Source organism: Mesorhizobium sp. P2_D6, assembly GCF_056404315.1.
Genome location: NZ_JBFUEG010000007.1, coordinates 245,386 through 260,928, shown reverse-complemented (window position 1 = coordinate 260,928; position 15,543 = coordinate 245,386). Strand labels below are relative to the sequence as shown.

The following is a 15,543-nucleotide window of genomic DNA, read 5'->3' as shown; positions in this document are numbered from 1 at the left end:
ATACGGGGAGAAATGCCCGGCAGGGCAATGAGGGGCGGCGCAAACGGTCGGAACGGCAAGACATACTGGACCAAGACCTGCCCTGCCCCTATTGCCGCTTGTATTCCCGCACCGGCGACTTGGTGCCGTCGGTGTAGGTGACCTGGACCGCCATAGACGTCACGCTGTCGGCGACCTTGAAGTAGGGCTGGTAGTCATAGGGGATGGCGTAAGGGTCCTTCTTGTCGCAAGGCGGCAGCTTGATCTCCTTGTCGAGCGCGGTGCCGTTCAGGCTGTAGCGCACCTCCTTGATGCCGCAGCGGAACGACAGCATCTGGGAGAAGTAGACCAGGCCGTGATTGCCGCTGGCGTCGAAGGCGATCCACGAGGTCCAGAACTGGTCGAGGATCTGCTTGTTGCCCTGCTGGAGGGCGGCTTCCGGATCGAAACTTATGTTGAACGGCCCGGTCTCGCGGCCCCTGAGATCGAGATATTTTACCCCGATGATGGTGGCCGCGGTGCTGTCGGGCAATTCGAAGCTCGGATTGGGCATCGGCTTGCCGGTGCGCTGGTCGTTCATCGCCATCAGCCCGGTGTCGGTGAACGGACCGGATTCACCCAGGCGCCAGGAAATGCCGGTCGCCGCCTCGGGTAGCGAGATTGAGATGGTCCAGCCGGCATTGGAGCGCATCGGCGTCAGCGACGGGGCAAAACGGGCGGGGTCGAGCACGTCGCCAAGGGCCGCCAGCCGTGTGCGGCTGCGGTCGAGCCAGTCGGCAAGCTGCGTCTGGTCGACGAAATATTTGAGCAGCCCGCCATCCTTTTCATAGGAGACGAACCTGGTCAGCGCCTCGGCTTCGCCGCGCTTGTCGGACAGCGACTGGACACCGAGGCGATCCTCGGAGAACTCCTGCGCGAGCAGATAATAGGCCGGCGCGAAATCCGGATTGGCCGCGATAAAAGCGTTGAGTTTGTCGACACGCTGGGCATCGTCGAACTGCAGGATATGGACCAGCTTGATCGACAGCGCCTTGCCCTTGTCGGCCAACTGGCCGAACACTTCGCGCGCACCTGCCTTGCCGTCCTGCACGCGCAGCAGCGTGGCAAAGCGGGTGTAGGGGTCGACGGCGTCGACGTCGAAGCCGGCAAAGGCGAGGTAGGAGCGGCGGGCGTTGAGCATGTCGCCGGAAAGCTCGTAGACGCGGGCATTGTGGTAGAATTCGTCCGGCCGCTTCGGCTCGGCAATCGCCCCGCCCTGCGCGGCCAATGCGGCAAAACCCTTGGCGATGGTGTCGATCGAGGCGGCGATCTGCTCGGTGGTCGCCTGCAGCTTGTCGGCCTGCTCGGCCTGTTTCTGCTGCCCGGCAGCGAGCGTTTCGGTGGTCTGCTTGACCTGATCGACGGTCTTTTGCGTCTGCGCGCCCTGCTCGGTCTGCTGCTGCTGGTTCGACGCAATCTCCTCGGTCTTTTTCGCCACGGCGTCGGTCGATTGCTTGACCTGGTCGACCGTCTGCTGGGTCTGCGTGACGGTCTGCTCGATTTTGGCCACCCTGGCCGAGACGATGCCCAGCTGCTGCTGCAGTTGCGCGATGGCCGGCACCAGGCCGGCGATGATCCCGTTCTGCGAATTGGTCTGCTGCTGCAGGCCGTAGACGCCGCCGGCGACGGCGGCAGCGCTGGTGGCAAAGATCAGCGCCGGCAGCGCCTTGGCGGCCAGCACCAGCCGCAGAACAATGGCGATGGCGATGATGGCGGCGGCAACCGAGGCGACCAGCGCGATGTAGGCGGCGAACGGCGCCAGCGGATTGAGAATGTCGGAGGCAGCCCCGCCGATGAAAGCGACGCTACCGGCCCATTTGCCGGTGCGGCTGAGCGAAGCCCTGATAAGAGATGGCGCAGCCGCGCCGATGTCACCGGTCATTGTCAAATCCCCCAAGCAATTGCCGCGCGCAGTGTAGCAGCGCAACCCCGCCGGCAAAACAGGACAGGAAACAGGCGATTTCGGGGCGGGGCGGACAGACGTCGAGGTCGCCACTTCAGCGCGGTGATTGGCGAAGCCCCGCGTGACATCCAATCTCCCCCCTTGCGGGGGAGATGTCCGGCAGGACAGAGGGGGGTGTGAAGGTTCGCCAACCTTCGAGTTACACTCAATCCCCCCAATCCGAGGAGATTGCGGCGCCCTGGCAAGAGGCCGGCGGGACAGCACCCCCCTCTGCCCTGCCGGGCATCTCCCCCGCAAGGGGGGAGATTGGCAGTTTCCCCGTTAACCAAATGGACGAAGGCAATGGGTTAGGCTAGGTTCCGGCCCTCTCAGCAACGCCGGACTTGCCTTGCCCGATTTCCATTTCCTCGCCCTCCTCCAGAGATTTGTCGCCGCCCTGGCGCTGCTGGTGTTCGTTGCCGGCTGCAGCACCACGGCGCCGCCCGACAGCGTGCTGGCGGTGCCGGCGCCGCAGGCGAAATATGCGGCCATCGTCGTCGATGCCAGCGGCAAGACGTTGTTCGAGGTCAGTTCGACGGCGCAGCGCTATCCGGCGTCGCTGACCAAGATGATGACGCTCTATCTGCTGTTCGAGGCGCTGGAGTCCGGCCGCGTCTCCAAGGAAACGCAGATTCCGGTGTCCGACAATGCGGCACGGCAGCCGCCGACCAAGCTGCGCTTCAGGCGCGGCGAAAGCATCGATGTCGATTCGGCGATCCGGGCGATCGTGGTCAAATCGGCCAACGACGTGGCGGTGGCGGTGGGCGAATGTCTCGGCGGCTCGGAGGACCAGTTCGCCGCCATGATGACGTCCAAGGCGCGCCAGATCGGCATGAGCAGCACCGTCTTCCGCAATGCGTCGGGCCTGCCCGACAGCGCTCAGCACACGACGGCGCGCGACATGGCGACGCTTGGCATGGCGCTGCGCGCGCGGTTCCCGCAGCAGTTCCACTATTTCTCCGAAAGCGATTTCATGTTCCGCGGACGGCTGGTGCGCGGCCACAATGACATGCTGGGACGGGTGCGCGGCGTCGACGGCATCAAGACCGGCTACATCAAGGCTTCCGGATTCAACATCGTCACCTCCTACAATGCCGACGGCCGCAGGCTGATCGTGGTGGTGATGGGCGCCGACAGCGCCCGCCAGCGCAACGACCATGTCGAAGCGCTGATCCAGCGCAGCCTCTCGCCAGCGATGGCCGATACGAAGACGCGGCTGATGTTTGCGGGCGACCAGCCGGCCGCGTCGCCGCCTCCCGGCCTGCCGCCACCGGGTTCGGCGCTGCCTGGTCTGGAGCCGCCTGAGTCGCAGTTGCCTGGTTTGCCGCCGCAGTAGAACCCCGTCGTTTTGGTGGAGAAACTCTGAAACGTCGGCGGGGCAGCACCCCCCTCTGGCCTGCCGGCCATCTCCCCCTCAAGTAGGGAGATTAGCAGCTTCGGCGTCGCGCCTCCTTTTCGTGGTTGGCGAAAGCCGTTGTGACATCTGATCTCCCCCCTTGAGGGGGAGATGTCCGGCAGGACAGAGGGGGGTCGTGAAGGATCGCTGCCTATCCGCAAGGGCCCTACCGCACCACCAGCACCGGGATTTCCGTCAGCGACACGACTTCCGCGGTCTGGCTGCCCAGCACCAGCCTGCCCAGTCCGCGGCGGCCGTGCGAGGCCATGACGATGAGGTCGCAGGCCTCGGAGCGGGAGACGTCGAGGATGGCCTCGGCCGGCGTCCTGTTCTCGACGTACAGGGTCTTTGCCCGCACGCCGAGCGCGTCGGCCTCAGCCTTGCACTTGTTCAGCACCTCGCGGCCATATTTGCGGGCGTTTTCCTCGTAGTTGACCAGCTCTTCGCCGGCGACATAGCCGGCCATTGCCCCACCCCAGGCCAGTGCCGGAAACGGCTCGGAGACGTTGACGAAGGTGACGGCGGAGCCAAGGCCCTTGGCCAGTTCGAGGCCGTGGGCGACGCCCTTGCCGGCGAGTTCCGAACCGTCGGTGGCGATCAGGATATGTTTGTACATGGCGACAACCCCTGTTGTGGGGCGATCCAATGCCCCTGATGGACTGGCGAAGCGCTTCATGGCGCAGCCTCTCCCATGGATATAAGCGCCCCGCCAGATTGGCCACAGGGCCGGGATGAGGCCAGCCGCCGATGACCATGGCGCCAGCCGGCGCGCGTGACGACCCTCGCGTCATCACAAGCGCTTGCACAAGCCCGCAAATCTCACCGCAACAGTGGCTATGCCGCGCCCGCTTGGCGTAACGTGACCGACAGCGCGACAGCAGGAGCCGGCATCATGAGCACCGTCCCAAAACCATCCGAGCAGGCCGACAGCGAAAACGACAGCGGCGGCGAGTATTTCGAGGCGCCGCCCGCCCACGAAGCCGAGCTGGTTGCCGACGAGGTGCTCGAAGCGCCCGAGGTGCCTGATACCGAACCCGCCGAACCTGGGCGCCTGAAGCCGAAGCGAAAACCGTCGGCGATATCAGGTAGAAAATTCCGCAAGCGCGACCTGGTGCGCATCGACGATCTCAGGCCGAGCCTGGCCGACCGCATCCGCTCCGACCATCCCGACCTGCCGCGCGGCGCCCGCATCAGCCGCGAGGAGCTCGGCCGCTACCGCATGCGCTACATGGAGGAGTTGCTGCAGCAGGAGCATGGCGAATTCTCCGAGCTCGACCGCCAGGTGGTCGAATCGATCGCCCGGCAGGACACGATTTCGGAAAACTCGGAAGAGGAGTTCGAGGAGCACAGGTCGTTCGCCGACCGCGTCTCCGACAATATGGCGGCCTTCGGCGGCAGCTGGTGGTTCCTCATCTCGTTCGGCAGCGTGCTTGCCATCTGGATCGGCATCAACCTGGTCGCGGGCATGAGCAGCGCCTTCGACCCCTACCCGTTCATCCTGCTCAACCTTCTGCTCTCCTGCATCGCCGCCATACAGGCGCCGATCATCATGATGAGCCAGAGACGGACGGAGGCCAAGGACCGCCTGCGCTCCTTCAACGACTACCGGGTGAACCTGAAAGCCGAACTGGAAGTTCGCCATCTGCACGAAAAGCTCGACTATCTGATCTCGCGCCAATGGACGCGGCTGGCCGAAATGCAGCAGATGCAGCTGGACGCTATGCACGAGCTAACGGGTGCGAAGAAGGCGAAGCGGGCGGTACGCAGTGTAAGGAAGAGGGCGGTGAAGGGTGAGGTGGCGGGGTGAGGTCCGCGCAGCGGACAAAAAGCCAATTGCTTGGCTTTTTGAATGGCGAACGCCCTGAGCCTGCGAAGGGCCGGATGCGGCACAATGCGGCCAAACCCTTGCCAAGTTCGCGTCGCCCCTCCAATTGCCCGTTGAAGCCCGCCACGGCTTCCGCTAAGAAGCCGTTGCTGGCCGGCCTATCGGCCGGTTCGTTTTCAAGATCACCGATCCTGAAAGCACCCGTAGCTCAGCTGGATAGAGCGCTGCCCTCCGAAGGCAGAGGTCACAGGTTCGAATCCTGTCGGGTGCGCCACTTTTATATTGCAAAAACATGCGGTTAGCAAGACCATTTCTTGATGGGAAGAGGTCGAGAAAGACGTCGCGGAAGCACCACGGAAGCAGTCCGCAGGATATTCGGATCAGCTATAGGCCAGACGCTGTCCAGTCAGACGCCCGTTTCCCGTCAAGCAAACTACCGATTGCGGCAATAGCTACGTTCATGGCCGTGACGATGCTTTTGGACAACGGCCAGTTTCAACATGCCACGTTAGGAAACCTGCCACCCGGCAAGCCTTGGCCAGTCTAGCGAGATCTACAAAGTGGTTGCGTTCAGCAGAGCATCTTCCTCCGCAAGCGCCCTGACAAGCTTACAAGCATCCTGCCAATAGCGCGCTGCATCCGCGCGTGTCGAGGCGCGGTCCGGCCGATAAGGAGGCAATTCGCCCGCAACGGCTTTGAGGTCGCGTAGCACCGAAGCAATATGTGGCCACGGGAAGTCAGTAGGGTCACCGATATCTCGATCTGCGCCGACGATCATCTCCAACTTGGCTATGACCCCCGTGAGCGACGAAGCCGCCACCTCGGGGATTATATCTTGAAGCTTTAGAGTTTTGGTCATCGCTAAGACCTCGGCCTCTCGCGCAACCGCATATGCCCCCGAATCACGGCCAGTGTGCCCTGCTTGGCTTTCAGCCTGGTTTCGTAAATCTGCGGTCAATCCCCAATTTCCGGTATTGACCATCATTCGGCTCTCCAAACGCTGCTGCACGCGACATAGTAGCAGGGAGACGTATCGAGCCATCTGCCAATCGTTCACTAACTGCAACGCGGGGTCATGCACGCCAGCCAGTTGCGGCTCCACCTCGTTCCGGCTTGCGGCAAAGACATTCGGGTTTGTCGTCGACACGGTTTGGGCTCCAGGCGAGTTTCGGGCTCAGTGAATACATATTATAGTTGATAAACTTAAAGTGTGTAAACCTCGATTGTCCGACGCATGGACATGCGTCAGTTGGTTGGAAAAAACTTCGCGCGGATTCGGCGAGAGAAAGGCCTGACGCAGGAGGATGTGGAAGCACGCTCCGGATTCAGTCAGCAGTATCTAAGCAGCCTCGAACGCGGTCGGCGGAACCCCACCGTAATCACTCTTTACGAGCTTGCCCAAGCATTAGGGGTAAGTCATCTGGAGTTGGTCAAACCCAACGACTCCTAGTACTGGCATAAGGAACGAGCCCCTCGCGAGCACGCTTCGAGCGGACATGTAGCCAGCGACCGGCAGCTTCGCGCCTCATATCGGCCGTAGGGGTGCAATATTTTAGAGGATGAACTACAGGCTGAACGGGTTGCCGCCGTCGTCCGACGGCCTATGGCCCTTTTTTGTTGTCCCTGCTTTGGCTAGCCTAGTGAGGGGGAACAAATTGTGAGTGTACTGAAAGCCCGGATAATCCGGAAGAAGCTTCTGACGATGCTGTCCGAGGCTGACGACGCAGGGTTCCTGCAATTGATGTGGGCAACCCTCATCATTCAGTCCGGTACGCCGGAACCAGCAAAACCTTACCTGAAGTACCCACCCGAGGCCGCAACCAGTGACTTCACGTCGAAAATGGCGATCCGCAAGTGGGAGCTCGATACGCTAATACTCCTGTTGCTGACCACGCAGAAGGCGCCCGTCCACCGCTATGCCAGACACGACCTGCGCCGATACAAGCAGCGGGTTACGCTGATAGATACCTTCGACGCGACGACCACGGTCGTAAATCTCCTGCGAGACTTGGAAAATCAGGAAGCCGAGGCGCGTATCAGCGACAAGAACATTTTCAGTGAGCTTAGCCGTATTCCGCATCGTCAATTCCACTGGCAGCAGGGATTTTTCCATCCTGAAACGATCAGGCGAACGCTGTATGTTTACGGTCACGAAGACGCTAAGGCCTATTTCCTGGCACGGCACGGCTTCAGCATCGATGACTTCACCCTGGTCTGCTCTACCCTGGCCTTCGAGTTTCTTCTCAAGCCTTGGCTGGCATCGCCGCATTACAAACCGCTAGCGGGCAAGAAGGACCTCTTGGACAATGTTTTGAAGGTGGTATCCCGCCCGGTTCCCGAAGTAAGGAACGAGGCCATCCAGTTGAGGCGGGATATGATCGTTGCCACAGGCGGCAGCCTGTCTGCTTCTCACCTCCCGAGCATCCTGCGAAAATACCCAGTGATACAGAATCCGGAAAATGGCGCCTACATCTCACCAATCCCGGAGCTGTTGGTGCAGCGTGCAACGAGCGGGCTCTATTACGATTTCATCGATGACGATGCGCAGACGATCCGGAACCAGTCGGCAAAGCGCTTCGAAAGCTACGTTCAGGGGTTGATCCCGGCCTACATGCCAGACATCGAGACTTTTGGCGAGGCCAAGATCGGCCCGAAGAAGACCAGGTTCGATACACCCGATGTTCTTGTACGCTCCGGCGGAAGGATCACGGTTGTCATAGAGTGCAAGGCCACAAAGAATACGTTCTCTGCCCAGTTTGCAGCTGACCTGATTGTGGGAGCCCGACGCGGCATCAATGAGCTTTCCCGAGGCGTTGTGCAGTTGTGGAGGTTCTTTGCTGCTGCGAGGACCGGCGTATACGCAATCAACCCTGTTGCCGCGGATGCCCGGGGCCTGGTCGTCACAATGGATGACTGGCTACGGCTCGACAGCGTCGTCCGGAACGCCGTGATGGATGAGGCGGTGAAGGTCTCAGCGAAACATCCTGAAATCACTGAGGCTGACCGCAAGCCGGTAGTCTTCTGCTCAGCGCACGAACTTTCGCTAACGCTGTCGATGGCTGACGAGGCAGGTTGGTACGAAGCAATCGACGCCTCCAGCACTGAAAAATACAAGGCCTGGGATCTGAGTGGAGTGCTGGAGGATGTGGGGAGGAAATTGGAAATGAAACCGTTTCCCTTCGACATGAACGAGGTCATACCGTGGCGCAAAGACCTGCCAGAAAAATGACGGTCGCTCGGGCATCCGGCAAGTGCGTCTGAAGCTCTTGACTGAGGGGGATGGCGAGCCCATATGCGGTTTGGCGCACTGCGCGCCGAAATGAGCAAAACAGCAAAAAACAGATCCGCAAATCATCAAATTCAGCCAAACGCAAAAGCCAACAGAACCGATCAGCAAATCAAAAATCGCAAAACAAACAGAACCAGCTAAAACCAGATAAGCAAAACAGATTCAGCAAGCGCAAAACAAACAGAACCAATCAGCAAAATCATCAGATAAGCAAAACAGATTCAAATTTAAAAGCGAGAGTGAAGTGACTGATAGTGGCGTGGCCACGCCCAACAGTCACAGGAATACAAGAACTGGATTTCGAAGTCTCGACATCAACCCCATTTGGGTTCTGTCGGCGCCTGCAGACCCGGAAATGCCACGAGAATGGTCATCCGAGTCAACATTGAACTGAAGCTGGAACTTAAGACGGTCCTCAAGATCGTCGTTTTCCTGATCGGCTATTTCGGTAGCTAGCAAACTGACAGCGAGGGGCACCACAAGGTGCCCCTTTCTGTTTATAACCTCCGCGCTTGACTGATCGGCGATCGAAGCCAGCCGGAAGCTTCCCCGTCCACTGATAGACTTTGTGCCTGTCCGCCAACGTTCGGTGCCGTACGAAAACTCTTAGGGTCTTTGGCATCAGCGAACAGCACACCGTCCTGACGCATCCGCATGATAGTCCTGCCGGTAAAGCAGTCGCCATTTTCGCCAGCTCTATCTGTGTGATGTTGCCTTGGCAGATAAGCGGCCAGATTCCGCGCGTCTTACGGCAGTTCTGGTGCAAAGCCGGTGCCGACGGGCCTCTCGGTATGCCGGGCAATGGTGCAAGCAGCTCCTTCATCCCGCGGCCGAGGCTTTTTCCGGCCTTTCTCGCGGTGGGAGTGCCAAGATTATGCTCAGGCGTGCGAGGGCGCTTGCCCCATATGTGGAGGGGTAGGGTGGAGAGGAATGGCCAGTGGTTCATGACTCGAACCCTCATCGGCATCATGACGATGGTCGGGATCGACTGGCGCCGCTGGCAGCAATTCCAGACCAACCAGCTTAAACCCGACTACCGCGAGCTTCAGGCCACTAGGCGTTACGTGCGGGTATCTTTTTGGTGAGGGTTATGACGTTCAGCTTTCGCTTTTCATGTATTCCGCTCGTATTGGCCGGAGGCTTACTTCAACTTCTGGAAATACAGCGCTAGACTGCCCCCGGAACGTAATTCCGTCATTCGGCGATTTGGGGGAGCATGATGGCCGGAGGGGGATTGACTGCTCTTGAGAAGAGCATCGTCAAGGCATTGCTGGCCAAAGGGGAGCGCAACCAGGATATCCATGCGCTCATTAACTACCAGCGCACGCCCACCGTCAATTTTGGCCGCATTTCAGGAGTCAAGAAAGACAAAAAGATTGTGCCTGCTACCGGCGAGCAGGTTGAATTTTACAAAAAACGGAAAGAGTCCTTTGATCCCGTCACCGGCCTGAATCTCTACGACGACGAGCGGTTGATAAGGGCGCGCGAGGCAATGATCCTTGCCGTTACCATCTTCAACAGCAGCACCTACAAATTCAAAACCGGCATGTTTGCCATTCTTGCGAACATCGCATGGACGTACCTTCTTCACGAGCACCACCAGCGCAAGGATGGCTCGATACTGAACACTGACGGAACCACCTTTGCCCTGAGCCACATGCTAAGTAAGATCGACTGCCCGCTCTCCAAAGGCATCAAAAACAATCTGGCCACCATCAAGGCCATTCGAGACGAAGTCGAACACAAGCTGCTGGGGCGCAGCGATCCGCGTTGGCTATCGGTATTCCAGGCCTGCTGCCTCAATTTCGATAAAACAATCGTTGAGTGGCACGGTCCGCGGTTGAGCCTTCAGAACGAGATCTCCGTCGCCCTGCAGTTCGGCAAGCTCCAGATCGACCAAGCCGCTCAATTGCATCAGTACGATGTGCCTCAACACATTGCCGCACTGGATGCACTACTGACCGCAAATCTTACAGAAGAAGAGTTGGCCGACCTCGAATATCAGTTCCGGGTGGTCTACACGTTCGACAGTGCATCGAAGGGAAGCGCGCACATTCAGTTCCTTACGCCGGAATCCGAAGAGGGGAAGAGCGTTCACAACGTCCTGCAGAAGTACAAAATCTCTGATGAGCTTTATCCCCATAGGCCCGGAGAAGTGGCGGCGCTGGTAAGCAAGAAAACTTCCAAACGTTTCACACTTAGCGACCACACCGACGCCTGGAGGAGGCACAAGGTGCGGCCTGCCAGGGGGGACAAGACCAACCGGACCTACTGCATCTTTCACAAGGCCTATGATAGCTACACGTACAACGATGCGTGGGTGGACCTGCTCGTCAGCGAGCTCACAGAGCCGACCAAACCAGTGGAACCCGGCAACAATGGCGATCTGTTTCCGGTGAAAAAGGCGGCCGAGGTACCGAAGGCTGCAATCGGTATTCCGCCAGTTCCAGCCGCCGTCATGGCGCCGGGCAAAGGTAAACCCTGATGATGGTCGAGTCGCTGGCAGCGTCCGGATTGTATGTCTCGTACCGACTTGCGATAGTCTTTGAGTCATTCCAGAACTGAACCCGTCTACTAACCGCACCCGATGGCTACGCCATCCCCCCGATGCCTGACGACCGATTGCTAGTCGCTGTTGTTTTGCCGCGCTCTACTCGCCATGCAACTGGATCGTCAACCCATCGATTAACATCGGATTCCCGCCAGCCAGCCCCGTTGACACTGATCTTGATCTGAGCCGGGAACGTGCCTTCGGCGATCTTCCGATAGATCGTCGAGCGGGACAGGCCGGTCCGGAAAAGGACAGTTCTGAGGCGTATGATGCGATCCGGCTCGGACATAACGCGGCCCTCCGGGCGTTGCTGGTATCTGCTGAGACAGAAAGGGCGAACCTGTGCTGGACACAATCGGCTTTGTTGCGTTACCCGCCTGTAGCGTGGAAACGGCGGCAAATCAGAGGGTTTAGATTCCTATACCGCGCCCCCTGCCAATGCCGTGGTTGAAGGCGAGCTCCACACCTAGGCGTCGGCCGGACTCGACCTGGATGCCAAGCGCCTTTTTATGATTGGCCAGTAGGGATTCAAGTTGAGGGTCGCGTTCGAGGCTCTTGGCCATGTCGGACATTGCCGAGCGCGTTGCCTTGTAGCCGGACATGTCGCCGGCCTGATATTGGCCCTGGCTCGTCCGATCGAGCTTTTGCCAACGCTCCACGAAACGGTCTGCGCGGCGGCCCGGATCGATAGCCAGTCCGGTGCGGATTTCCGTTTCAAGCTGGAGAGCTAGGACTATGCGGTTGACCCGACCGGCCCCCGCTTCACGGACAAGCTCGGGGTTTTTCACATAGGCCGCTTCGGCATCGCGCCAGCCATGCGGCCGGACCTTTTCGAACGCGCTGCGGGCTTCCCTCAATTCGCGCATCTGCTCGGAACTGCTCTGCCCGTCCGCGTTTCCAGTGCTGAGGATCGCGTTGAGGGCGCGCGCATGGCGTACAAGCGCCTTCGTGCGAGCGCCGCGCAACGCCGCTTCCGCGTCCATCGGCATATCCGTGTCGCGCGACACTCCAGTGGCGGGAGTTTTTCTTTCGGGCCTGGAACCAGTATCTCCGATTTGCGCCCCATCATTTTCTCTTGCCGGCCGCCCACGTTCTTGACCGGCCTCGACGTCTCCGGGCGAGCGCAACCCGTCCAGCAGCTCGCCAATCCTGTCGCGGAGCTTTTCCGGAACGATCCGGCGTACGATCTCGACCACACGCTCGCGGAAGGTAATACCGCGCCGCTCGGCATAGCTCTGCGCCGGGTCAATCTGCTCGTAATCCGACGCCATGTCCTTGGCGCGGTCGCGCGACAACGTGCGAACGAGCCGGTCTCGTGTCGCGAAGTCGTCGTTTGCGTAATGGAGGTCCGTGCCTCCACGATGCCGGGACAGAGCGACGTAGCTGCCATGTGCGTCCATGCCCGGCGTCGCCAGCACGTGGGTGCGGTCGGCCGTCACCCCCTGTGCCTTGTGGATGGTCGCGGCATAGCCGTGGTCAAGGTGTGCGTAGTCTTTCAGGTCAAAGCGGACCGACCTGCCATCATCGGTGCGCACGGCCATGCTTTGTGTGCTGACCTTTTCGATCACACCGAGCGTACCGTTCTTGACGTCGAGGCCGCGCTCGTTGCGCAGGAACATGACACGGTCGCCGCTGGCGAAGTTTCTTGCACCTCGTTCCACATCAACCTGAACATCGTCGCAGAGATCGCCGGCAGCCCGCATGCGCTCGCGCGCCGCCTGGTTCAGCGCGCGCACCTCGTCGTTGGTGTGGGTGAGAATGATCCGACTTGCCTCGGGCTGCTCCTGCCTGTCGAGGTCCCAGCGCTCGACCAGATCGCGGCGCGCCTCGTTCCGCGTCACAGCCTGGTGCACCATGCCTCTGTCGTCATAGGCGCTGATCGCAGCGCCGATCCTGCCGGTTGCCAGATCGCGCGTGGCATCGCGCTGCCAGTCCTCGCGCTGCCGACGCACCTGGCCGATTTCGACGCCGACGTGGCGTTCGTGAATGGAGCGGAATGCAGCGCCGGCCTCGATTGCCTGCAGCTGCTGCGGATCGCCGACGAGGACGACTTTTGCGCCAACGTCCGCCGCATGGGAAAGCACGCGCTCCAACTGGCGCGTGCCGACCATGCCGGCCTCGTCGATCACCAGGACATCACGGGCGGTGAGCAGATCGCGGCCCTGTCCCCAACCATGTTCCAGGCTGGCGATGGTGCGCGACGAGATGCCTGATCCACCTTCAAGATTCTCGGCGGCAATGCCGGAAAGTGCCGCGCCTCGGACCTCATAACCTGCGGCTGCCCATGCCTGGCGCGCAACGCCCAGCATGGCGCTCTTGCCCGTTCCGGCAAAGCCGACAACGATACCAAGACCGCGGCCATTGGTGATGTGCGCAAGCGCATCGGTCTGCTCGCCTGAGAGGACAAGACCATGTTGCGCAGCCCGCGCCAGTGCTGCCTCGCGATGTGCGTCACTCACCGCGTGTCGCTCGTCCCCGGCCATGCGTTCCGCCGCGCGATGCAGGCGCTGTTCGGTCTCGATCATTTGCCTTGTGGTGAAGCGATCTTCGCCGCGTCCGTCCTTGCCGAGTTCAACCAGGTCGTGCGCGCTGGTGATGGCTGCCATAACCGCGTTGAACTGCTCCATTCCGTCGCTGTGCCGATGCGAGAACTTCGCAATGTCTTTTCGGGTAAAGGTCGATTGCTGATGCGTGATGGCATCGAGCGCCACGGATGGATCGGCAATGATGCGCGCACCATTGTTGCGCGCGATCTCGCGATGCAGTTCGGCGCGATCGGCTTCAATGTCGCCAGCAGCAAGGCCGCTGCGCTCGATGCGTTGCGCCGGTGCACCGATCTGGGTTTGCGGCTCCAGGGCAATGCCCTGCGCTTCCAGGCTGCGATGATCGATGCGGGCGTCGATGTCGAGTTCGGCCAGACGTTCATTGGCCAGTTCCGCCCATCGCTCGCGCCAGCGTTCGACCAGCTGGGTAGCATTCCAGTCTCGAACCTTGGCACCAAAACCGTTCTCGTCGACGGCCCGCATGGTGAGCATGACATGAGCATGCGGCTTGGGACTGCCATCCTCCGCTCTGTCCCAATGTACATTGAGATCAGCGACCATGCCCTTGCTGACAAACTCAGCCTGAACGAAGTCGCGCGCCAGTTCGATGCCTTGCCCCTGGGACAATTCACGCGGGAGCGCAAACTCCACCTCGCGGGCAAGCTGCGCGTCCTTGCGGACCTCGAACGCCTCGACATCGTTCCACAGCCTCTCGCGGTCGCGCCAGGCCTCCGGCGCATCCTCCGGCAGCAAGACCTCGGAATGGACGACGCCGCGTTTGGCCGAGAAGTCATGGCTTCGATCAATCCGCTCGTCACGCAATCGCGATGCCGAACGGTAGGCAGCCGACGCGACAGCGCTTGAGCCTGCCTTGCGGCCAATGACCTTGACGTGAAGATGATAGATCGCCATCGCGACAGGATCATTTGCACGGCAAAGCGCACGTCGGCACGACGTATAAGCGCGCCCTCCCTCGAAAAAATCTCGGGATGGACCAGCCCGTCCCGGGCTGTCTCGGCAACCCTGAAGCCTTCCGGCTAACGCTCCCCTATCATCCTGGCATCGACAATCGACGGAGACAGCCATGCGCAAACCACGCGATTACGACGCCGAACTGAAGGCGCTGGAAGACAAAGCGCGAGAACTCAAAGCGCGAAAGGTGCATCAACTTGGCGAGCTGGTGATCGCCACCGGCGCCGATCAGTTCAGCAGCGACGAACTGGCCGGCGCACTGGTCGCAATCGCTGAAACGAAAGACACCGCAAAGCGCGAGGCATGGGCCAAGCGTGGAGTGATGTTTTTCGAGAGCAGGCCCCGGCGAGCTGCTTCGGCATCTCAGCGCAACCCTCGCGGCGCTCAAGCGCAATCAGGCAGCCCACAATCGCCGGCAAGCGGCTCTGGCTCGCAATGACATGCGCACCTGGCAGGTCGAGCGACGCAGGCGCACCCGACATCTGATCGAACTCGGCGGTCTCGTCGTCAAGGCAGGCATTGTTGATCTGACCGCTGATGACCGCGCCATCATCTACGGCGCGCTGCTTTGGATCGCCAACAAGCTGCAGAGCCCAGAAGGCGATCATGCGCGCGACCTGTGGATCGTGAACGGAAAGCAGGCGTTTGACGCGGAACGGTATGAAAAACGAAAGGATCAGTAAGCGACGGTACGCGCGAGTGGCGGGCGGCGCGAAGCCTCCAAACAGCGTAGCTCCGCCCGCGTTGCGCCAGCCGTCGACGCTGCGTTTAAGGATGCCGCATGTTTCTATTGGGGACAGAGGCAGACCGGCAGCTTTTGCGGACCAATGCCGGGAAAGCAGACATATGTTTGCGTTGGAAGCAGCCAGTAGGTTCGGACCTCGTCAGGCGCCGTTCGTTCCCCGGTTTGAGAGAAAGCTGCCGCCTGCGGTAGACGTTTTCTAGAACGTGCGGGGGCGCGTCATTTTTTGATCGAGGACGCACGGTATCTCGCTTATCATCTATGC

13 protein-coding genes and 1 tRNA gene are annotated in these 15,543 nt (G+C 60.5%); 9 read left to right on the top strand and 5 right to left on the bottom strand.

Annotated elements, in window-relative coordinates; translation table 11 throughout:
- Positions 1 to 88 precede the first annotated feature (88 nt).
- Entirely contained in the window at positions 89 to 1,900 is a 1,812-nt protein-coding gene (locus AC1D1L_RS17510) for a methyl-accepting chemotaxis protein (protein WP_477342759.1), read from the bottom strand.
- A gap of 409 nt (positions 1,901 to 2,309) precedes the next feature.
- Here AC1D1L_RS17510 and AC1D1L_RS17505 point away from each other — a divergent pair, with 409 nt between their 5' ends.
- A complete protein-coding gene (locus AC1D1L_RS17505) occupies positions 2,310 to 3,296 on the top strand; it encodes a D-alanyl-D-alanine carboxypeptidase family protein (protein ID WP_477342758.1) in 987 nt (328 codons plus the stop codon).
- Between the two features lie 226 nt (positions 3,297 to 3,522).
- Here the strand turns inward: AC1D1L_RS17505 and AC1D1L_RS17500 are convergent, their stop codons facing one another.
- Positions 3,523 to 3,972, bottom strand: a complete 450-nt coding sequence (locus AC1D1L_RS17500; RefSeq protein WP_477342757.1) for a universal stress protein — start codon at positions 3,970 to 3,972, stop codon at positions 3,523 to 3,525.
- A 276-nt stretch (positions 3,973 to 4,248) separates the two neighbouring features.
- Between AC1D1L_RS17500 and AC1D1L_RS17495 the strand changes: the two genes are divergently transcribed.
- Positions 4,249 to 5,163: a DUF1003 domain-containing protein gene (locus AC1D1L_RS17495; RefSeq protein ID WP_477342756.1), complete on the top strand. Its 915-nt coding sequence runs from the start codon at positions 4,249 to 4,251 to the stop codon at positions 5,161 to 5,163.
- Between the two features lie 215 nt (positions 5,164 to 5,378).
- Positions 5,379 to 5,455, top strand: a tRNA-Arg gene (locus AC1D1L_RS17490).
- 279 nt (positions 5,456 to 5,734) lie between these two features.
- Here AC1D1L_RS17490 and AC1D1L_RS17485 read toward each other — a convergent pair.
- A complete protein-coding gene (locus tag AC1D1L_RS17485; protein ID WP_477342755.1) occupies positions 5,735 to 6,328 on the bottom strand; it encodes a hypothetical protein in 594 nt (197 codons plus the stop codon).
- 87 nt (positions 6,329 to 6,415) lie between these two features.
- Between AC1D1L_RS17485 and AC1D1L_RS17480 the strand changes: the two genes are divergently transcribed.
- From AC1D1L_RS17480 to AC1D1L_RS17465, 4 genes are all read left to right on the top strand, one after another.
- Complete coding sequence (locus AC1D1L_RS17480; protein WP_477342754.1) at positions 6,416 to 6,631, top strand: helix-turn-helix domain-containing protein; 216 nt, start codon at positions 6,416 to 6,418, stop codon at positions 6,629 to 6,631.
- A 207-nt stretch (positions 6,632 to 6,838) separates the two neighbouring features.
- Positions 6,839 to 8,410: a hypothetical protein gene (locus AC1D1L_RS17475; RefSeq protein ID WP_477342753.1), complete on the top strand. Its 1,572-nt coding sequence runs from the start codon at positions 6,839 to 6,841 to the stop codon at positions 8,408 to 8,410.
- A 1,004-nt stretch (positions 8,411 to 9,414) separates the two neighbouring features.
- Positions 9,415 to 9,555, top strand: coding sequence for a hypothetical protein (locus AC1D1L_RS17470; RefSeq protein WP_477342752.1), 141 nt, complete (start codon positions 9,415 to 9,417; stop codon positions 9,553 to 9,555).
- A gap of 149 nt (positions 9,556 to 9,704) precedes the next feature.
- On the top strand, positions 9,705 to 10,955 hold the full coding sequence (locus tag AC1D1L_RS17465) for a DUF3644 domain-containing protein (protein WP_477342751.1): 1,251 nt from the start codon (positions 9,705 to 9,707) through the stop codon (positions 10,953 to 10,955).
- Between the two features lie 106 nt (positions 10,956 to 11,061).
- On the opposite strand, the gene AC1D1L_RS17460 is transcribed toward AC1D1L_RS17465, so the two are convergent.
- On the bottom strand, positions 11,062 to 11,310 hold the full coding sequence (locus tag AC1D1L_RS17460; protein ID WP_477342750.1) for a helix-turn-helix transcriptional regulator: 249 nt from the start codon (positions 11,308 to 11,310) through the stop codon (positions 11,062 to 11,064).
- Positions 11,311 to 11,431: 121 nt separating this feature from the next.
- Positions 11,432 to 14,476, bottom strand: a complete 3,045-nt coding sequence (gene traA / locus AC1D1L_RS17455) for a Ti-type conjugative transfer relaxase TraA (RefSeq protein WP_477342749.1) — start codon at positions 14,474 to 14,476, stop codon at positions 11,432 to 11,434.
- A gap of 172 nt (positions 14,477 to 14,648) precedes the next feature.
- On the opposite strand from traA, the gene AC1D1L_RS17450 reads away from it, so the two are divergent.
- Both AC1D1L_RS17450 and AC1D1L_RS17445 read left to right on the top strand, forming a co-directional pair.
- Positions 14,649 to 14,975: a conjugal transfer protein TraD gene (locus AC1D1L_RS17450; RefSeq protein WP_477342748.1), complete on the top strand. Its 327-nt coding sequence runs from the start codon at positions 14,649 to 14,651 to the stop codon at positions 14,973 to 14,975.
- A gap of 1 nt (position 14,976) precedes the next feature.
- Positions 14,977 to 15,219: a conjugal transfer protein TraD gene (locus AC1D1L_RS17445; RefSeq protein WP_477342747.1), complete on the top strand. Its 243-nt coding sequence runs from the start codon at positions 14,977 to 14,979 to the stop codon at positions 15,217 to 15,219.
- Positions 15,220 to 15,543: the final 324 nt, after the last annotated feature.